Raw genomic sequence first — 18,578 nt, 5'->3', positions numbered from 1 at the left:
GAACCCGGCGTCCAGTTTTTTTCAGCTGTTTTTTTAGCTGCGATGCGCCATTCAGTTCAATTGGTGCCTGTAGGGCAGGTCTGGCCCGGTTTTGCCGCAAGTCAGGGCGGCGGCGCGAATGGCGAATTCAAGCATTGCGCTGATCTGTTCCCGGGTCAGGGTATGCAACCCCTCAATCGAATCCAATTGTTGTTCAGTCAACCACGCAATCAGCGCGGCCTGGAAGGTGTCGCCTGCACCCACGGTGTCGGCGATCTTCACCGGACAGGACGGCAGCGACCATGAGCCATATTGGCGACTGAAGACCGTAGCGCCCTGGCCGCCACGGGTCAGGAAGACCAATTGGCAGCGGTTCCCCAGCCAACCTTCGATGATCGCCTCGGGCTTCTTGCCGGGGTAGAGCAGGTCCAGGTCTTCGTCACTGACCTTGATCAGGTCGGCATATTGCACCAGCGTTGCAATCCGTGAGCGCCACAGCTCGATATCCGGCTGCGGGTTGAGTCGCACATTCGGGTCGAGGCTGATCAGGCGGCGGCCGCTTTCGCGTTGCATCAGGGCCAGGAGCGTATCGGCGATGGGCTGGACCACCAGCGAGAACGAGCCGAAATGCAAGCCGCGCACCTCGGGGCCCAGGTCCGGTAGATGCGCCAGGCTCAATTGTCGGTCCGCACAGCCTTCGCCGCGAAAACTGTAGTGGGGCGAACCGTTGGCGCCTACGGCAACCATTGCCAGGGTGGTCGGTGCGTCGAAGTCCACCAGGTATTGGGCGCTGACACCTTCATTGAGCAGCACCTGCTGCAAGCGTCGACCCAGGTAGTCGGTGGACAGCCCGGTAAACAGCGCCGATTCAATACCCAGGCGACGCAGCCCCACGGCCACGTTGAACGGTGAACCACCGGCAATGGCCTTGTAGTTCACTTGCGAGGTCGGGCCATCCGCCTCGGTCTCACTGAAAAAATCAAACAGCGCTTCACCACACACCAAATACATAGTTTCCCGCTCTCAAAGGGTTGCGACGTGTTGTCGATAACGTTCATATGCCTGTTGCGACGCCGCGACATGCGCGGCGATTGGCCGGGTTTCGCTGCTCGGGTCGAGCTTGACGCAGCGCTCGCACAGCTCGGCCAAGCCCGTCTGTGAACCGGAGTGGCACCATGCCGCCTGGATCGCCGCCCCCAATGCAGCGGCTTCGCTCTGTTCGGTGCAAATGACCGTGGTGTCCATGGTGTCGGCGACGATCTGCCGCCACTGCGCGCTCTTCGAACCTCCGCCGATCAGGCGAATGCTCTGGGCCTGGAGTCCGTTGGCTCGCAGCAGGTCCAAGCCATAGCGCAAACCGAAGGTCGTGCCTTCGACCACGGCGCGACACAGGTTGGCCCGGGTCAGGTTGGTGGTGGTCAGGCCCAGCAGGCTGCCGGTGGCATGGGGCAGGGCAGGCACCCGCTCGCCATTGAGGAACGGCAGCATGCAGACCCCCTCGGCGCCAATCGGGGCCTTGGCCACCAGGGCGTTGAAGGCGTCGATGTCCAGGTCCAGCAGTTCGCGTATCGCGCCAGTGGCGTTGGTCAGGTTCATGGTGCAGATCAGCGGCAGCCAGCCACCGCTGGAGGAACAGAACGTCGCCACGGACGGCTGTGGACTGACCGCGGGTTCGGCGGCATAGGCGTAGACCGTACCGGAGGACCCGAGGCTCATGGTGATCACACCGGGCTGGATGTTCCCGGTGCCGATGGCGCCCATCATATTGTCGCCGCCGCCACTGGCCACCACCGCCTCGGGGTTGATGCCCAGGTGCGCGGCAATGGCCGGCAGGATGCGTCCGACGGGCTGATGGGCCTCGATCAGTTCCGGCAGCGCCGCTTGCAAGCGTGCGCTGGGGTCGATGTGTTGTAACAGTTGCACGTCCCATTGGCGGGTGCGTACGTTGAAATAGCCGGTCCCCGAAGCATCGCCGTATTCGCTGCAATGGCGGCCGGTGAGCCAGTAGTTGAGGAAGTCGTGGGGCAGCAGGACGCTGGCGATGCGTTCGAATACCTGGGGATGCTGCTCCCGCGTCCAGAGCAGTTTGGAAACTGTGTAGCCCGGCGCGATCACCACGCCGAGGCGTTCGAGGCTGCCGTCTTCACCGCCCAGGTGCGCCAGGAGCCGATCATTTTCCGGCGTTGTCTCGGTGTCGCACCACAGCTTGGCCGGGCGCAAGACCTGGCCCTGCTCGTCAAGCAGCACCAGGCCGTGTTGCTGGCCGGAGACGCCGATGCCGAGGACCGCCTGGCCATCGACCTCGGCGGCGGCCAAGGCCTGGTGAGTTGCCTGGGTGAATGCATCGAGCCATTGCTGGGTGTCTTGTTCACGACGACCGTTGGCCCCGCTGATCATGCTGTGGGCAGCGGCGCCCTGGCCGAGTACCTGGCCGCTGATCGCATCCAGGATCAGCGCCTTGGTGCCTTGGGTGCCGCAGTCGATGCCCAGGAACAGTTGTTGGTTTGCCATGGAAATCCTTGGTCGTCAGATCAATACCCGCAGGAAATAGCCGCTCGGTCAGCCAACACCTACCTGTGGCGAGGGAGCTTGCTCCCGCTGGGCTGCGAAGCAGCCCTAAAACCTGCCACTCGGTCTATCTGGTTCACCGTGTCGGCTGTCTGGGGGCCGCTGCGCAGCCCAGCGGGAGCAAGCTCCCTCGCCACAAAAGCGGACCGTTAGTCCGCGTCAGCCAGCACGCGCTCAAGCGTTCGCGTGACGCCATGCTCGCGCAAGCTGTTGCAGCACCATTCGAATGCTGCCACGAACTCCGGCGAGCGGGGAATGGCGGTGCCAAAGATTTCTTCCACCTCCAGCATCCGCTGGGTCACCAGCGCATCGTCAGCCACCAGTGCCTGGCAAAACGCTGCCCGTGGGTCCGGGATCGAATACGTCACGCCATTCTCGTCCACGCCCTTCAGGTACACGGCCCAGGCGGCCACCACCAGCGCCGCGCGGCGAGTTTGGCCACCGTCGGCGATCAAGCGGTTGATGGTCGGCACAGTGAATTTTGGAAACTTCGACGAGCCGTCCGAACAGACCCGTTCCAACTGGTCGGCAATCGCCTGATTGGAAAAGCGCTCCACCAGGGTGTTCTTGTAGTCGGTCAGGTCGATGCCTGGCACTGGCGCCAGTTGCGGCGTCACGTCCAGGTCCATGTAGGCGCGCATGTAACGCACGAACAGCGGGTCGTTCATGGTCTCGTGGACGAAGCGATAACCCTTGAGAAAGCCCAGGTAGGTCAACGCCAGGTGGCTGCCGTTGAGCAGCTTGATCTTCATCTCTTCATAGGGTGTGACGTCATCGGTGAACTGCACGCCGACCTTTTCCCAGGCCGGGCGACCGTTGACGAACTTGTCTTCCAGGACCCATTGCACGAACGGTTCGCAGACCACCGGCCAAGCGTCGTCGATGCCATGTTCGTCATGCAGTTGCAGGCGATGGGCCACGCTGGTCATGGGCGTGATGCGATCGACCATGGCATTGGGGAAACTGACATTGCGGTCGATCCACTGCCCCAGCTCCGCGTCGCGCAGCGCGGCGAAGGCCAGCAACGCCTTGCGGGTCACGGCGCCGTTGTGGGGCAGGTTATCGCAAGACATCAACGTGAACGCCGGGATGCCCGCCGCGCGACGCTTGGCCAGGGCGGCGCAGAGGAAACCGAAGACGGTTTTCGGAGCGTCAGGATGGGCCAGGTCGTGCTGGATCTGCGGCAAGTGGGCCATGAACTCGCCGTTGCTGTCGTCGATGCAATAGCCGCCTTCGGTGATGGTCAGCGAGACGATGCGGATCTGCGGATCGGCCAGTTTGTCGATCAGCGCCTGGGCGCCATCTTCAGCCAGCAACATGTCATTGATCGCGCCAATCACCCGGACTTCGGTGTCATCGGTGTCGCCCAGTTCGTACAGGGTGAACAGGTAGTCCTGGCTGGCCAGGTCATCCCGGGCACGGCGATCCTCGGCCCGCAGGCCCACGCCGCAGATGGCCCAGTCCAGGTCGGTGCCGGTATTCATCAGCGCATCGGTGTAGTAGGCCTGGTGCGCCCGGTGGAAACCGCCGACACCGATGTGGGCGATGCCCTGGCGGACATCGCCCACAGGGTAGGCGGGCAGGGCGACGCCAGGGTTGAGGTTGTGCAGGTTTTGTCGGTTGAGTTTCATCGCAGGTCTCGGTAATCAGGCGGCGGCGCGCAGCGCGCGGGTCACCGCAACGCCCTCGGCGTCGAATAAGTGGCAGTGTTCAGCGTCCAGGTGCAGGCTCAGTTGCTCGCCGAAACGGCTCGCCAGGTCGCCGCGAACGCGCATGGTCAAGGCTTCGCCGGAGGCCGTGACGACGTGACAGAAGGTGTCGCTGCCCAGCCGCTCGCTGACGTCGGCGGTGACTTGCAACGTGCAGTCGCCCGGTTGCGCCAGGTTCAGGTGTTCCGGGCGAATTCCCAGGGTCACCGCGCCGCCGACGCTCAGGTTGGCACCGCTCAACGGCAGGCTGATACGCGTACCGGCGTCCAGCAGCACTTCACAGCCCTGGCTGTCCAGGCCGGTGACTTTGCCTTTGAGGAAGCCCATTTTCGGCGTGCCGAGGAACCCGGCGACAAACAGGTTGGCCGGCTGGTGATACAGCTCCAGCGGCGAGCCGACCTGTTCGATACGCCCGCCATTGAGCACCACCACCTTGTCGGCCAGGGTCATGGCTTCGACCTGGTCGTGGGTCACGTAGATCATGGTTGCCTGCAACTCTTTGTGCAGGCGTGCCAGTTCCAGGCGCATCTGCACCCGCAGGGCGGCGTCGAGGTTGGACAGCGGTTCGTCGAACAGGAAGATTTTCGGGTTACGCACGATGGCCCGGCCAATCGCTACACGCTGGCGCTGGCCGCCGGACAGTTGCTTGGGCTTGCGCTCGAGCATCGGCCCCAGTTCGAGGATGCGCGCCGCTTCGTTGACCTTCTTCTCGACCTCGGCCTTGGGCACGCCGGCCAGGTCCAGGGCGAAGGACATGTTCTTGCGCACGCTCATGTGCGGGTACAAGGCGTAGGTCTGGAACACCATCGCCAGGTCGCGCTTGGCCGGGCTGACTTCAGTGATGTCCCGGCCGTCCAGCTCGATGGTGCCGTCGCTGACCTCTTCAAGGCCGGCGATCAGCCGAAGCAGCGTGGATTTGCCACAGCCCGACGGGCCGACGAAGACCACGAACTCGCGGTCGTTCACCTCAAGGTCGATGCCCTTGATGATGGAGAAACCTTCGAAACCCTTTTGCAGATTCTTGATTTTCAGGTTGGCCATGAGGATGGGCCTCCACTTCTGATTATTGTGTAGGGCGCGTTATTTCACCGCGCCGAAGGACAAACCGCGCACCAGCTGTTTCTGGCTGATCCAGCCGAAAATCAGGATCGGCGCGCAGGCCAGGGTCGAAACGGCGGACAACTTGGCCCAGAACAAGCCTTCGGGGCTGGAGTAGGACGCGATCAGTGCCGTCAAGGGCGCGGCTTTGGACGAGGTCAGGTTCAATGACCAGAAGGCTTCGTTCCAGCACAGGATCAGCGACAGCAGCACGGTGGAGGCCAGGCCACCCTTGGCGATTGGCAGCAGCACGCGAACCATCTCCTGCCATAGCGTGGCGCCATCCAGGCGTGCGGCCTCGAGGATGTCGCGGGGAATGTCCTTGAAGTAGGTGTAAATCATCCAGACCACGATGGGCAGGTTGATCAACGTGTAGATAACGATCAACGCGAGACGCGTGTCCAGCAGGCCAAATTGCTTGGCCAGCAGGTAAATCGGCATCAGCACGCCCACTGGCGGCAGCATCTTGGTGGAGAGCATCCACAGCAACGTCCCTTTGGTGCGCTGGGTTTCATAGAACGCCATGGAGTAGGCCGCCGGCACTGCAATCAGCAGACACAGGGCGGTGGCGCTGAAGGAAATCACCACCGAGTTCCAGGCGAAGCTGAAGTAGTTGCTGCGCTCATTGATGTGCAGGTAGTTCTCCAGCGTCGGCGTGAAGATGAACTGCGGCGGCGTGGCGAACGCGTCGATTTCGGTCTTGAAGCTGGTCAGCACCATCCAGAAGATCGGGAAAAAGATCAGGATCGCGATGGCCCAGGCCAGCGTGCCCAGCAGCAGGCTTTGCAGGCGACGGGATTGTTGAAGAGTCATGGCGACGGCCTCAGTGCTTGTCGGTGAGGTTTTTGCCGATCATCCGGACCAGGATGATGGCGGCGATGTTGGCAATGACCACGGCAATCAGGCCACCGGCCGAAGCCATGCCGACGTCGAACTGCACCAGCGCCTGGTTGTAGATCAGGTAGGCCAGGTTGGTGGAGGCGTAGCCGGGGCCACCGTTGGTGGTGGTAAAGATCTCGGCGAACACCGACAGCAGGAAGATCGTCTCGATCATCAGCACCACGGCAATCGGGCGGGCCAGGTGCGGCAGGGTCAGGTGCCAGAAAATCGCGATCGGGCCGGCACCGTCCAGGCGCGCGGCTTCTTTCTGTTCCTGGTCCAGCGACTGCATGGCGGTCATCAGGATCAGGATCGCGAAGGGCAGCCATTGCCAGCTCACGATGATGATGATCGACAGCAGCGGGTAATGGGCTAGCCAGTCCACTGGCTGGGCGCCGAACAGTTTCCACACCGAGGCGAGGATGCCCGAGACCGGGTGGAAGATCAGGTTCTTCCAGATCAGCGCGCCGACGGTGGGCATGATGAAGAACGGCGAGATCAGCAGCACACGGACGATGCCGCGACCAAAAAACTCACTGGCCTCCAGCAGCGCGCTGATCAACACCCCCAGCACGATACTGATCAGCAGCACGCTGCCCACCAGCAACAAGGTGTTGGTGGCACCGGGCATGAAACCCGAGTCGGTCAGGAAGTAGGTGAAGTTCTCCAGCCCGACGAATTCGTTTTCGCCGGGGTAGAGCAGGTTGTAGCGGATCATCGAGAAGTAGACGGTCATGCCCAGCGGCACGATCATCCACAGCAGCAACAAGGCCACCGAAGGGCTGACCAGGAACCAACCGGGGTTCGCCAGGCGGATCTTGCGTGCCGGCGGCGGGGCAATCTCGATGGGGGCTTTGGCAGTTGTCGTTGAGCTATTCATGAACGTTTACTCTTCTGCGACGCATTCCCTGTGGCGAGGGAGCTTGCTCCCGCTGGACCGCGCAGCGGGCCTATTTCGACTGGCAATCCGTGGATTGCCAGGGCGGGCTTCGCCCGCAGCGGGAGCAAGCTCCCTCGCCACAATTGGAGAAATGCAGACCTTATTTTGGATACCCAGCGCGTTTCATCTCGCGTTCGGTGGTGGACTGCGCGGCGGTCAACGCCTGATCCACGGTCTGCTGGCCGGTCAGCGCACCGGAAAAGAACTTGCCCACTTGGGTGCCAATGGCCTGGAACTCGGGAATGGTCACCAACTGGATGCCGATGTAGGGCACAGGCTTGAGGGTTGGCGCTTTCGGGTCGGCGACTTTCAACGATTCCAGGGTCACCTTGGCAAACGGCGCGGCCTTCATGTACTCGTCGCTGTAGGTCGAGGTGCGGGTGCCTGGCGGTACGTTGGCAATGCCGTCGGTCTTGGCGACCAATTGGCTGTATTCCTTGGACGTCGCCCAAGTGGTAAAGACCGTGGCCGCGTCCTTGGCTTTGGAGCTGGTCGGGATGGCCAGCGACCAGGAGTACATCCACGAAGTGCCCTTGTCGGTTTTTTCGTGGGGGGCGAAGGTGAATCCAACGTGATCGGCCACCTTGCTCTGGGTCTTGTCGGTGACGAACGAACCGGCGACGCTGGCATCGACCCAGATCGCGCATTTGCCGCTGTTGAACAGCGCCAGGTTTTCGTTGAAGCCGTTACTGGACGCACCCGGCGGGCCGGATTTCTTCATGTTGTCGACGTAGAAATTCAGTGCTTCCTTCCACTCGGGCCCATTGAATTGTGGCTGCCACTTCTCATCGAACCAGCGCGCGCCATAACCGTTGGCCAGGGTGGTGATCAGCGCCATGTTTTCGCCCCAACCGGCCTTGCCCCGCAGGCACAGGCCATATTGTTCCTTGGATTTGTCGGTGAGTTTTTCGGCGAATTCACCGATCTGGGTCCAGGTCGGGTGTTCGGGCATGGTCAGCCCGGCGTTCTTGAACAGGTCCGTGCGGTAATAGGTGATCGAGCTTTCGGCATAGAACGGCAGGGCGTACAGCGAGCCTTTGACCGACAAGCCATCGCGCACGGAAGGGAAAACGTCGTCCAGGTCGTAGGAGGCCGGCAAATCCTTCATCGGCTCCAGCCAGCCTTTGGCGCCCCAGAGTGCAGCTTCGTACATGCCAATGGTCAGCACGTCGAACTGTCCGCCCTGGGTGGCGATGTCGGTGGTCAGGCGCTGGCGAAGCACGTTTTCTTCGAGCACCACCCAGTTGAGCTTGATGTCCGGGTGCTCGGCCTCGAAGGTTTTCGAGAGCTTTTGCATGCGGATCATGTCGCTGTTGTTGACGGTGGCAATGGTGAGGGTCTGTGCGCCGAAACTGACGCTGCTGAGGGTCATGCAGGTGGAGACAAGCAGAGCTTTTACCGAAGGTTTCATCGCGCACTCCTTTTCCGCGCCCGAAGGCGGCAGAAGGACAGTTATTGTTTTTGTGTCTTCCGGATGAAGGGAAGAATGTGCGCTGATTACAGCCCTCAATGGACGGCGTGACAAATCATCCGTCGCACTTTCACTGATACTTTTTTGCACTGGAGGGATTGATGCCTGCCACTTCAGGCGGACAAAGAACCTGTGGCGAGGGAGCTTGCTCCCGCTGGGGCGCGCAGCGGCCCTCAACAATTCCCCTGACAACTCGCTGCGAAAGGCTGATATAGGGGCTGCTTCAGCCCAGCGGGAGCAAGCGCCCTCGCCACAGGGGATTGGGTGAGAAAAATGTCAGCCCTGGTTCTGCTCGGTCAACCGCTGCACCGCCAGCCGCCGGTAGTGGGATGGGGTCATGCCCTTGAGCTGCTGGAAACGCCGGTTGAAATTGGAAATGTTGTTGAAACCCGATTCAAAGCACACGTCCGTCACCGGTTTATCACCGTCGGCCAGCAACTCGCAGGATTTGCTGATGCGCAGGCGATTGACGAATTCGATGAAGCAGCGACCGGTGGCCTGTTTGAACACCCGGCTGAAATAGGTGGGTTTCATGCCCAGGTGCTCGGCCACTTCTTCCAGGGACAGTTCCCGGGCGTAATGGGCAAAGATGTAGTCCACCGCGCGGTTGGTGCGGTCGATGCTGTGTTCGTCCGCCGTTTGCGCAGAGGTCGCGCCGGACAGCAGTTGGTAGTCATCCGTGGCGGCCAGCAGCTCCATCAGGATGAAAAAATGCCCCAGGCGGCTCATGCCTTGGGAATCGGCGATGCGCTGCATCAGGGTCATGGCCTGGCGGATGGTGCGCTTGCAGCGGAACTCGATGCCGTACTGGGCACGTTCGAGCAGCGGTGCGACAGTCTTGAGTTCAGCGAACACCTGGTGGCCACTTTCGAACAACTCGTCAGTGAAGTTCACCAGCATGTCGCGCTTATGCACCACTTCGTCCTCGGCCACCTGGCTGATCCAGTTATGGGGCAGGTTGGGGCCGGTGAGGAACAGTGACTGCGGATAGAAGTTGCCGATGTAATCGCCAATGAACACTTTGCCGGAACTGGCGACGATCAAGTGCAGCTCGTATTCCTTGTGGAAATGCCAGCGCACCAGCGGGCAGGGAAAACCGTGCTGACGGTAGATGATGGACAACCCATTATGGTCGTCCATCAACTCGTAGGAGGGGTCGGTGATTCTGGCTGTACGGGTCATGGGCCTGGCGCTTTTATTGTTATCGCCATTGGATAATGCCCCCTTCGCCAGGCGGCTGCCACTCTGACGTCTAACCGTTGCGGTTTTTTTCTTCGATCCACTGGGACATGTATTGGGTGCTTTTGTGCTGGTGGTGACGCAGCATGCTGCCGGTGAAATTGTCCCGACGTCGTTGTGCCAGGTCCGCCCGGCAAGCGTTGATGCTGTCGATCAGTGCCGGGCCGTGCACCTGTTGCCGGTAGCGATTTTCCAGCAGGGCGAGGCCAGCATCCTGGGCCTGGGTCCAGCGCGCCTGATCGCGATACAACTGCACCGCCGCATTGGCGATGCCTTCGGCGCTCTGGGCAATTGCGCCGGGCCAGGGCATGTCGCCGTGCATGGCTTCGGCCCCCACGGGCGTGGTGACGTTGGGGGTGCCGCAGAGCATGGCATCGATCAGCTTGCCCTTGATGCCGGCGCCGAAACGCAGCGGCGCCAGGCAGATGCGTGCCGCCGACATCACCTGCAAGGCGTCCTCCGCCCAGTTCATGATGTGAAAGCCCTGGGCCGGGTTATGCAGCGCGGCGGCCTTGGGCGGGGTGTAGGCGCCGTACAGGTGCAGCTGCGCGCCGGGTAATTGTTGGCGGATCAGTGGCCAGATGGCGTTTTTCATCCAGAGCACGGCGTCCCAGTTCGGTGCGTGGCGAAAGTTGCCGATGCTCAGGAAATGCGCCCGGTCCTCGAACGGCGCCGACGGCTCGCCGGGCAGGTCCAGCATCAACGGGCACCAGTGCAGCAGGTTGCGGGGCAACCCGAAGTGCTCCACCAACAGTTCGATTTCAACCTCGGACACCATCAGGTTGAGGTCGCAGCGGTACAATGCGGCGATTTCCCGTTTGGCCAGGTCGGTGTCGGCCATCCGCTGGAACTCCTCGTCCAGGGCTGGGGCGAAGAGGTCGCTGAAATCCTCGCCAGCCTCATCCTGCTTCAGGCGGTCTTTCAAGCGCTGGTGCCGAGCGTGGCGCAGGCTCTGCAAGTCTGACGTCTCCAGCACCCGCAGGGCACCGGGGCAGTGCTTCTCGACCCGCCAGCCGAACTGTTCTTCCATCATGAATTGGTCGAACAGCACGATGTCCGGCGCCAGCTCACTGATGAAGGCGTCGAAGCTGCTGCTATTGAGTTCGATCGGTACTTCGCGGATACCCAGCGCGACCAGGTCGGCGCGCTGTTCGCCGGGGCCCGCCGGGCTGCTGAAGGTGATGTCCCAGCCTTGCCCGAGGAAGGTGTCGAGGATCTGCATGACATGCCCGCTGGCAGCCGATGAGCGCGGCTCGGGCCAGACATAGCCGATAACCAGGACCTTGGTGGCGGTGGGGTGATGCATGGGCAGGGGGTTCCTCGAAGCGGATCAGGCGCTGTCGGCGCGCGGGGCGCCGATAGTGACCAAGAATACGATCCGGCTCAAGAAAGAATGCGTTTGACCTTGTCTCGCAACTGATCGATGGAGAAAGGCTTGCCGATCACCGACATGCCTTCTGGCACATCGATGCTTTCGGCATAACCGCTGGCAAACAGCACAGGCAGTTGTGGCCGCACGGCTCGGGCCTGTTTCGCCAATTCGCGCCCGTCCATGACCGGCAGGCCGACGTCGGTCATCATCAGTGCGATGGGTTGCGCGTCGTTTTTTAAAAATGCCAGCGCCTGCTCACAACCATCCGCCTCCAGCACCTGGTATTCCAATTCCTCCAGCACGTCGACGATCAGCATCCGCACAATGTCGTCGTCTTCGACGACCAGGATGGTGGGCGGGGTGGCAGGAGGGGGGGTGGACATAGTTGACATTCTCGAAGGTTGGGGTCGGGAAGGGGCTCGAAGAAATCGGTCTCTTTCATAAGCCTCTTTTATGAGTAAGCTCCGAGGCGGCACAAGTTCCCAAGGTTGTACAAGAAAGGATCTATAGTACAAGAGCTGACAAGGATAGTCGCTTCCTTGCTACAAGGTAGATCGTCGCGGGACTTGCGCCTTTGACTCGTCAGATAATGTGGATCCAAGCGCCGTTTTTCGGGCAAACTCCACGGTTTTCAACTGTCCACCAAGGCCCTTTCCATGACTCCTTCGTCTTCGGTCGACGAGCAAAGTTTTCGCAAGCTCCTGAGCCGCAATATCAGCCTGCCGCTGGGCATGGGCGCCCTCAGCGCGGTGTTTTTCATCATCCTTATCACGTACCTGCTCTCAGTGATCCAATGGGTCGGCCACACCGACCGGGTGATCAATAACGCCAACGAGGCGTTCAAGCTGAGCGTGGACCTGGAAACTGGCATGCGTGGCTATCTCTTGAGCGGTGACGAGCATTTCCTCGACCCCTATGAAGTCGCCAAGCCCCGGATCACCGTTGCGCTGGACACTCTGCTGGAATTGACAGCCGACAACCCTGTCCAGACCGACCGCCTGCACAAGATACAAGCGCTCCAGACCGAGTGGGCCAATTACGCCCAGAGCATGATCGACCTGCAACGTACCAGTGGCGATTACCGGGGGGCGGTGAAGGCCGGGCGCGGCAAGCGCCTGACCGACGAGATTCGCCAGTCCTTCGAAGAAATTGTCGAGACCGAGCAGCAACTGCGTGCGGCGCGCAATGCGGAGGTGCGCGCCACCACGGTCTGGAGTATCGCCCTGTATCTGCTGTTCGTCGCCGCAGTCAGTGGATTGCTGGCCTACGTCGGTCGCCGGGATCTGTTGAGCTTGTCCGAGAGCTACAGCGCCAGCCTGAAAGTCCAGCAACGCAGCGCCCTGCACCTGGAGAAGCAGGCTTGGTTGCGCAATGGCCAGACGCAGCTGGCCGAGCAGGTCCTGGGACAGTTGTCCCTGGACCTGTTGGGCCGCAATATCTTGCAGTTCTGTGCGAAGTACCTGGGGGTGGCGGTCGCTGCGCTCTATGTACGGGAAGAAAATGGCCTGCTCAAGCGCGTCGCCAGCTATGGCTTGTCCCGCAAGGATGACGAGCAGCGGCAGGTGATCGTCGACGGTGAAGGTATTGCTGGCCAAGCCGTCCGACAGGGGCGTCTCATTCGGTTGGATGACGTACCGGACGATTACCTGAAAGTCAGCTCCGGATTGGGGCAAGGGCTGCCCAACAGCGTGTTGGTGGCGCCCACCAGTGACGATGACCGGATCAACGGTGTCATCGAATTGGGCTTCCTGCGGCCATTGACCGAGCGCGACATTGAGATGCTGGAGCTGATTTCCGGCAATATCGGCACCTCCATCGAGGCCGCTCGTTATCGCCAGCGCTTGCAGGAAGTGCTGGCCGAAACCCAGCAGTTGAACGAAGAACTGCAAGTGCAGCAGGAAGAGCTCAAGACTGCCAACGAGGAACTGGAAGAGCAGTCGCGCATTCTCAAGGAGTCCCAGGCCCACCTGGAAGCCCAGCAGCAGGAGCTGGAGCAGACCAACGAGCAATTGGCCGAACAGCGCGACGCCATGGACCAGAAGAACAGCGAGCTGAACCTGGCCCAGATCCAGTTGCAGGAGCGCGCCGAAGAGTTGCAGCGTTCGAGCAAGTACAAATCCGAGTTCCTGGCCAACATGTCCCACGAGCTGCGCACGCCGCTCAACAGTTCGTTGATCCTGTCCAAACTGCTGTCGGAAAACCCGCAGCAGAACCTCAGCGAGGAACAGGTCAAGTTTGCCGAGTCGATCTACTCCGCCGGCAACGACCTGTTGAACCTGATCAACGATATTCTCGACATCTCCAAGGTCGAGGCTGGAAAGCTGGAAGTGCGCCCGGAGAACACCAGCGTGCAGCGTCTGGTGGAGGGCCTGCGGGACATGTTCGAGCCGTTGGCAGTCGACAAGGGCCTGGAGTTCGAGGTCCAGGTATTGCCCGATGCGCCAGCGATGCTCTACACCGACCGCCAGCGCCTGGAACAGGTGATCAAGAACCTGCTGTCCAATGCCGTGAAATTTACCGAGCAAGGCACCGTCAGCCTGTCGGTGGCCGGGCAGCCGGGCTCGGGCATCGCGTTCATCGTGCGCGACTCCGGGATCGGCATCGCCGCCGATCAGCAGCAAAGCATTTTCGAAGCGTTCCGCCAGGCCGATGGCACGACTAATCGTCGCTACGGTGGCACCGGCCTGGGGTTGTCGATTTCCCGGGACCTGGCCACGTTGTTGGGCGGCTCGATCAGCGTTTCCAGCGAGCCGGGGCAGGGCAGCGTGTTTACGCTGGTAATGCCTGAACGTTATGTCGAGCCCGGGGAGTCGCCGATAGAACCGTTGACATTCACCCCGACGGCCACCGCGCCAGCGCCGGCTGCACCAAAAACCGCACCGGCACCGCTGATCGCTGAAGTGGATACGCCGATTGCCCGATTTGCCGACGACCGCGACAAGGCGCCGTTCGATACCCGATGCATTCTGGTGATCGAGGACGAGCCCAAGTTCGCCCGCATCCTGTTCGACCTGGCCCATGAGCTCGGTTACCAGTGCCTCGTGGCCCACGGTGCCGATGAAGGCTTCGACCTGGCCTTGCAACTGGCTCCCGACGCGATCCTTTTGGACATGCGCCTGCCGGATCATTCCGGGCTGACGGTGTTGCAGCGGCTCAAGGAGCGGGCCGAAACCCGGCACATTCCGGTGCACGTGATTTCCGTCGAAGACCGCGTCGAAGCCGCCATGCACATGGGCGCCATCGGTTATGCCGTCAAGCCGACCACCCGCGAAGAACTCAAGGATGTCTTCGCCCGCCTGGAAGCCAAGCTGACCCAGAAGGTCAAGCGGGTGCTGCTGGTGGAGGACGATGACCTGCAACGCGAGAGTATTACCCGCCTGATCGGCGACGATGATATCGAGATCACCGCTGTTGGCCTGGCCCAGCAAGCCCTGGACCTGCTGCGGACCAACGTCTACGACTGCATGATCATCGACCTCAAGTTGCCGGACATGCTCGGCAATGACCTGCTCAAGCGCATGTCCAGCGAAGACATCTGTTCCTTCCCGCCGGTGATCGTCTACACCGGGCGGAACCTGACCCGCGACGAAGAGGCCGAACTGCGCAAGTATTCGCGCTCGATCATCATCAAGGGTGCCCGTTCGCCAGAGCGCTTGCTGGACGAGGTGACACTCTTTCTGCACAAAGTCGAATCCCGGTTGTCCCATGAACGGCAGCGGATGCTCAAGACCGCCCGCAGCCGCGACAAGGTGTTTGAAGGTCGCAAGGTGCTGCTGGTGGACGACGATGTGCGCAACATCTTTGCCCTGACCAGCGCCTTGGAGGCGAAGGGGGCGATTGTTGTCATTGGCCGTAACGGCCTGGAGGCGATCGATCGCCTGAACGAATTCGACGACATCGACCTGGTGCTGATGGATGTAATGATGCCGGAGATGGACGGTTTCGAAGCCACCGCGCTGATCCGCAAGGACCCGCGCTGGCGCAAGCTGCCCATTATTGCCGTGACGGCCAAGGCCATGAAGGATGATCAGGAGCGCTGCCTGGCGGCGGGTTCCAACGACTACCTGGCCAAACCGATCGATCTGGATCGTCTGTTCTCGCTGATTCGCGTGTGGTTGCCGAATATGGAAAGAATTTAGTGGAACGTGACACTGACATTGAACTTCGTTTGTTGATCGAAGCGATCTACCTCAAGTACAGCTACGATTTTCGCGACTATTCCGGTGCGTCCATCAAGCGCCGGGTCCACCATGCGCTGAGCCAGTTCGAGTGCAAGACCATTTCGGCCTTGCAGGAGCGCGTGCTGCATGACCCGGGGGCGTTCATGCAACTGCTGCAACTGCTGACGATCCCGGTCAGCGAGATGTTTCGCGACCCCACGCATTTCCTGGCCATTCGCGAGGAAATCGTGCCGCTGCTCAGGACGTATCCTTCGCTCAAGATCTGGATCGCTGGTTGCAGCACGGGGGAGGAGGTCTACTCCATGGCGATCCTGCTGCGCGAAGAAGGCCTGCTGGACCGCACGCTCATCTATGCCACCGATATCAACCCGCGCTCGTTGGAAAAAGCCAAGCAGGGGATTTTCTCCCTGGAGAACGTGCGTACCTACACCCAGAACTACCAGGCGGCCGGAGGCCGGCGCTCGTTTGCCGATTACTATACCGCGGCCTACGATTATGCGATGTTCGACAAGACCCTGTGCGAGAACGTGACCTTTGCCGATCACAGCCTGGCGACCGACAGTGTCTTTTCAGAAACTCAGTTGATTTCATGTCGCAATGTATTGATATATTTCAATAAAAAACTACAGGATCGGGCGTTCGGATTGTTTCATGAGTCCCTTTGTCACCGTGGTTTCCTGGTATTGGGCAGTAAGGAGACGTTGGATTTCTCGGCTTACGGCCATCGATTCGAGCCGTTGGTCAAACAGGAACGGATCTATCGCAAGTTATGAACCAGACGAAGGACAGATCCAACCCGCCCATCGAGGCCGTTGTCGTCGGTGCATCGGCCGGTGGCGTCGACGCGCTGCTCAAGGTCTTCGGACACCTGCGCAAAGGCTTTGGCGTGCCCATTTTGGTGGTATTGCATTTGCCGGACGAGCGCGAAAGCCAACTGGCCCGTGTCTTCGGACATCGTCTGGCGGTGCCGGTGGAGGAAGCCCGGGACAAGCAAGACATCGTGCCGGGAACCTTGTATGTCGCCACGCCCGGCTATCACTTGTCGGTCGAGGCTGACCGTAGCCTGTCGTTGAGCCTGGAGGAGCCGCTGCATCATTCGCGGCCGTCCATCGATGTGTTGTTTGAATCGGCCGCCGATGTCTACGGCCAGAAATTGCTGGCCGTGGTGCTGACCGGCGCCAACAACGATGGCGCCTGTGGCTTGGCGAAGGTCAGGGCGCTGGGCGGGATCACGGTGGTCCAGGACCCCAATGAAGCCCAGGTCTCGACCATGCCCGAAGCGGCGCTGGCCCTGCACGAACCCGACCATATCCTTACTTTGCAAGGCATCGGCCAATTGCTGGCCGGGCTGGAATGAACCACATGCCAAGAGATATTCAAGCCAAACTGCTGATCGTCGATGATCTGCCTGAGAATCTGTTGGCCCTGGAAGCGTTGATCAAGGGGGGCGACCGCGAGGTCTTCAAGGCCCTGTCGGCGGACGAAGCACTGTCCCTGCTGCTGCAACACGACTTTGCCCTGGCCATCATCGATGTGCAGATGCCGGACATGAACGGTTTCCAACTGGCCGAGCTGATGCGCGGCACGGAGAAGACCCGCAGCATCCCTATCATTTTCGTCAGTGCCGCTGGTCGTGAACGCAACTATGCCTTTACCGGTTATGAAAACGGAGCGGTGGACTTCCTGCACAAGCCGTTGGACACCCAGGCGGTCAAAAGCAAGGTCAATGTGTTCGTCGAGTTGTACCGTCAGCGAAAGGCCATGAAGGAGCAGGTCGTAGCCCTTGAGCAAAGTCGCCGCGAGCAGGAGGTTCTGTTGCAGCAACTGGAGGCTACCCGGGGCGAGCTGGAGCAAGCGGTGCGCATGCGTGACGACTTCATGTCCATCGTCGCCCACGAGGTGCGCACGCCCCTCAATGGCCTCATCCTCGAGACACAACTGCGCAAGATGCACCTGGCCCGGGACAACGCCGCGGCCTTCAGCCTGGACAAGGTGCGGGCGATGGTTGAACGCGATGAGCGGCAGATCAAGAGCCTGATCCGGCTGATCGAGGACATGCTGGATGTCTCGCGGATTCGCACTGGCAAGCTGTCGATTCGTCCGACCCGCTTCAACTTGACAGCATTGGTGGAAAACCTGCTGCGCAATTTTCAGCCGCAGATCGCCGTTGCCGAATGCTCGTTGACCTGCCTGGCTGAACCGTCGGTGGAGGGGCTTTGGGATGAGTTTCGTATCGAGCAGGTGATCTCGAACTTGTTGACCAATGCGTTGCGCTACGGCGGCAAGGGCCCGATCGAGGTGCGCGTCTACAAGACGCCCGACCACGCCTGTATCGAGGTCCAGGACCATGGCATCGGTATCAGCGAGGAAAACCAGAAACGTATTTTTCAGCAGTTCGAACGCGTATCGTCCAAGGCGGCTGCTGCTGGCCTTGGGCTGGGGCTGTTCATTTCCGAGCAGATTGTCACGGCCCATGGCGGGACAATCACGGTCAACAGTCGCCTCCATGAAGGGGCCTTGTTTCGTGTTTGCCTGCCTTTGCAGAAAACTGTCTTGGACAAAACCGCTGAACAGACGCAACCTCTGCGAGACCCCAAGGTCGTATCAGCAGCTATTGATCGAACAAAGGCTTCTCATGAGTGAAGATGCGCAAGATGTTGTATTGATCGTCGAGGATGACCCGTCGATCCTGATGGTGTTGTCGGCCTACCTGTCGGGCGAGGGATACCGGGTGCTACAGGCCGAAAACGGTGCCCAGGCGTTCGAGATCCTGGCGAGCAAGCCTCATCTGGACATGATGATTACCGATTTCCGCCTGCCGGGTGGTATCTCCGGCGTGCAGATCGCCGAGCCTGCGGTCAAGTTGCGTCCTGAGCTGAAGGTCATTTTCATCAGTGGCTACGCCCAGGAAGTGCGCGACACTGACAGCCCCATTACCCGCAAGGCGCCGGTCCTGGACAAGCCGTTCGACCTGGATGAGCTGCAGCGCATCATGCAGTCGATGTTGTCGTAGATTTGTCTGGGCTGGGGACATGGCTGTGGCGCTGCAACTGATTTTTCCCAGCCTGCTACCAAGTGTTTGTATCCGGGTTGCTTCATGCAGATAAATGAGGTGCCCGGGCCGCTTTCGTGGCGAGGGAGC

General features: G+C 60.8%; 15 protein-coding genes. 5 read left to right on the top strand and 10 right to left on the bottom strand.

Going from position 1 to position 18,578, the window contains the following annotated elements; genetic code table 11:
• Window positions 1-51: 51 nt before the first annotated feature.
• The 10 genes from BLO97_RS24400 to BLO97_RS24355 form a co-directional block, all read right to left on the bottom strand.
• Window positions 52-990: a carbohydrate kinase family protein gene (locus tag BLO97_RS24400; RefSeq protein ID WP_092224066.1), complete on the bottom strand. Its 939-nt coding sequence runs from the start codon at window positions 988-990 to the stop codon at window positions 52-54.
• A gap of 12 nt (window positions 991-1,002) precedes the next feature.
• Window positions 1,003-2,490, bottom strand: a complete 1,488-nt coding sequence (xylB, locus tag BLO97_RS24395) for a xylulokinase (protein WP_092348582.1) — start codon at window positions 2,488-2,490, stop codon at window positions 1,003-1,005.
• A 206-nt stretch (window positions 2,491-2,696) separates the two neighbouring features.
• On the bottom strand, window positions 2,697-4,178 hold the full coding sequence (locus BLO97_RS24390; RefSeq protein ID WP_092224069.1) for a mannitol dehydrogenase family protein: 1,482 nt from the start codon (window positions 4,176-4,178) through the stop codon (window positions 2,697-2,699).
• Between the two features lie 15 nt (window positions 4,179-4,193).
• On the bottom strand, window positions 4,194-5,297 hold the full coding sequence (locus BLO97_RS24385; RefSeq protein ID WP_014338172.1) for an ABC transporter ATP-binding protein: 1,104 nt from the start codon (window positions 5,295-5,297) through the stop codon (window positions 4,194-4,196).
• A gap of 39 nt (window positions 5,298-5,336) precedes the next feature.
• On the bottom strand, window positions 5,337-6,167 hold the full coding sequence (locus BLO97_RS24380) for a carbohydrate ABC transporter permease (RefSeq protein ID WP_003202324.1): 831 nt from the start codon (window positions 6,165-6,167) through the stop codon (window positions 5,337-5,339).
• Between the two features lie 10 nt (window positions 6,168-6,177).
• A complete protein-coding gene (locus tag BLO97_RS24375; RefSeq protein ID WP_053184628.1) occupies window positions 6,178-7,113 on the bottom strand; it encodes a carbohydrate ABC transporter permease in 936 nt (311 codons plus the stop codon).
• Between the two features lie 160 nt (window positions 7,114-7,273).
• On the bottom strand, window positions 7,274-8,584 hold the full coding sequence (locus BLO97_RS24370; protein WP_092348579.1) for an ABC transporter substrate-binding protein: 1,311 nt from the start codon (window positions 8,582-8,584) through the stop codon (window positions 7,274-7,276).
• 336 nt (window positions 8,585-8,920) lie between these two features.
• Window positions 8,921-9,826 carry an AraC family transcriptional regulator gene (locus BLO97_RS24365; protein WP_072346779.1) on the bottom strand — a complete coding sequence of 302 codons (906 nt, stop codon included), beginning with the start codon at window positions 9,824-9,826 and terminating at the stop codon, window positions 8,921-8,923.
• Between the two features lie 70 nt (window positions 9,827-9,896).
• Entirely contained in the window at window positions 9,897-11,189 is a 1,293-nt protein-coding gene (locus tag BLO97_RS24360) for a glycosyltransferase (protein WP_092142908.1), read from the bottom strand.
• A 77-nt stretch (window positions 11,190-11,266) separates the two neighbouring features.
• Window positions 11,267-11,638 carry a response regulator gene (locus BLO97_RS24355; RefSeq protein WP_072346783.1) on the bottom strand — a complete coding sequence of 124 codons (372 nt, stop codon included), beginning with the start codon at window positions 11,636-11,638 and terminating at the stop codon, window positions 11,267-11,269.
• 273 nt (window positions 11,639-11,911) lie between these two features.
• Between BLO97_RS24355 and BLO97_RS24350 the strand changes: the two genes are divergently transcribed.
• Genes BLO97_RS24350 through BLO97_RS24330 form a run of 5 tightly spaced genes read left to right on the top strand, consistent with a single transcriptional unit; the run spans window position 11,912 to window position 18,449 of the window.
• Complete coding sequence (locus BLO97_RS24350; RefSeq protein WP_092348576.1) at window positions 11,912-15,394, top strand: response regulator; 3,483 nt, start codon at window positions 11,912-11,914, stop codon at window positions 15,392-15,394.
• Window positions 15,394-16,209: a CheR family methyltransferase gene (locus tag BLO97_RS24345; RefSeq protein ID WP_063320931.1), complete on the top strand. Its 816-nt coding sequence runs from the start codon at window positions 15,394-15,396 to the stop codon at window positions 16,207-16,209. Before BLO97_RS24350 ends, BLO97_RS24345 begins: the two co-directional genes overlap by 1 nt.
• Entirely contained in the window at window positions 16,206-16,793 is a 588-nt protein-coding gene (locus tag BLO97_RS24340; protein ID WP_063320932.1) for a chemotaxis protein CheB, read from the top strand. Before BLO97_RS24345 ends, BLO97_RS24340 begins: the two co-directional genes overlap by 4 nt.
• A gap of 5 nt (window positions 16,794-16,798) precedes the next feature.
• Window positions 16,799-18,079: a hybrid sensor histidine kinase/response regulator gene (locus tag BLO97_RS24335; RefSeq protein ID WP_063320933.1), complete on the top strand. Its 1,281-nt coding sequence runs from the start codon at window positions 16,799-16,801 to the stop codon at window positions 18,077-18,079.
• Window positions 18,072-18,449 carry a response regulator gene (locus BLO97_RS24330; protein ID WP_063320934.1) on the top strand — a complete coding sequence of 126 codons (378 nt, stop codon included), beginning with the start codon at window positions 18,072-18,074 and terminating at the stop codon, window positions 18,447-18,449. Before BLO97_RS24335 ends, BLO97_RS24330 begins: the two co-directional genes overlap by 8 nt.
• Window positions 18,450-18,578: the final 129 nt, after the last annotated feature.

Origin of the sequence: Pseudomonas sp. NFACC05-1 (assembly GCF_900100135.1) — a bacterium.
Classification (GTDB): domain Bacteria; phylum Pseudomonadota; class Gammaproteobacteria; order Pseudomonadales; family Pseudomonadaceae; genus Aquipseudomonas; species Aquipseudomonas fluorescens_Q.
The sequence above is the reverse complement of the archived record's forward strand: the minus strand, read 5'-3'. Positions and strand labels throughout refer to the sequence as shown.

Bases quoted from the DNA above. Each gene is read 5' to 3' on its own strand.
- BLO97_RS24385 (WP_014338172.1), bottom strand. From the start codon at position 5,297: ATGGCCAACCTGAAAATCAAGAATCTGCAAAAGGGTTTCGAAGGTTTC.
- BLO97_RS24370 (WP_092348579.1), bottom strand. From the start codon at position 8,584: ATGAAACCTTCGGTAAAAGCTCTGCTTGTCTCCACCTGCATGACCCTC.
- BLO97_RS24380 (WP_003202324.1), bottom strand. From the start codon at position 6,167: ATGACTCTTCAACAATCCCGTCGCCTGCAAAGCCTGCTGCTGGGCACG.
- BLO97_RS24400 (WP_092224066.1), bottom strand. From the start codon at position 990: ATGTATTTGGTGTGTGGTGAAGCGCTGTTTGATTTTTTCAGTGAGACC.
- xylB (WP_092348582.1), bottom strand. From the start codon at position 2,490: ATGGCAAACCAACAACTGTTCCTGGGCATCGACTGCGGCACCCAAGGC.
- BLO97_RS24350 (WP_092348576.1), top strand. From the start codon at position 11,912: ATGACTCCTTCGTCTTCGGTCGACGAGCAAAGTTTTCGCAAGCTCCTG.
- BLO97_RS24365 (WP_072346779.1), bottom strand. From the start codon at position 9,826: ATGACCCGTACAGCCAGAATCACCGACCCCTCCTACGAGTTGATGGAC.
- BLO97_RS24330 (WP_063320934.1), top strand. From the start codon at position 18,072: ATGAGTGAAGATGCGCAAGATGTTGTATTGATCGTCGAGGATGACCCG.
- BLO97_RS24360 (WP_092142908.1), bottom strand. From the start codon at position 11,189: ATGCATCACCCCACCGCCACCAAGGTCCTGGTTATCGGCTATGTCTGG.
- BLO97_RS24375 (WP_053184628.1), bottom strand. From the start codon at position 7,113: ATGAATAGCTCAACGACAACTGCCAAAGCCCCCATCGAGATTGCCCCG.
- BLO97_RS24340 (WP_063320932.1), top strand. From the start codon at position 16,206: ATGAACCAGACGAAGGACAGATCCAACCCGCCCATCGAGGCCGTTGTC.
- BLO97_RS24355 (WP_072346783.1), bottom strand. From the start codon at position 11,638: ATGTCCACCCCCCCTCCTGCCACCCCGCCCACCATCCTGGTCGTCGAA.
- BLO97_RS24390 (WP_092224069.1), bottom strand. From the start codon at position 4,178: ATGAAACTCAACCGACAAAACCTGCACAACCTCAACCCTGGCGTCGCC.
- BLO97_RS24335 (WP_063320933.1), top strand. From the start codon at position 16,799: ATGCCAAGAGATATTCAAGCCAAACTGCTGATCGTCGATGATCTGCCT.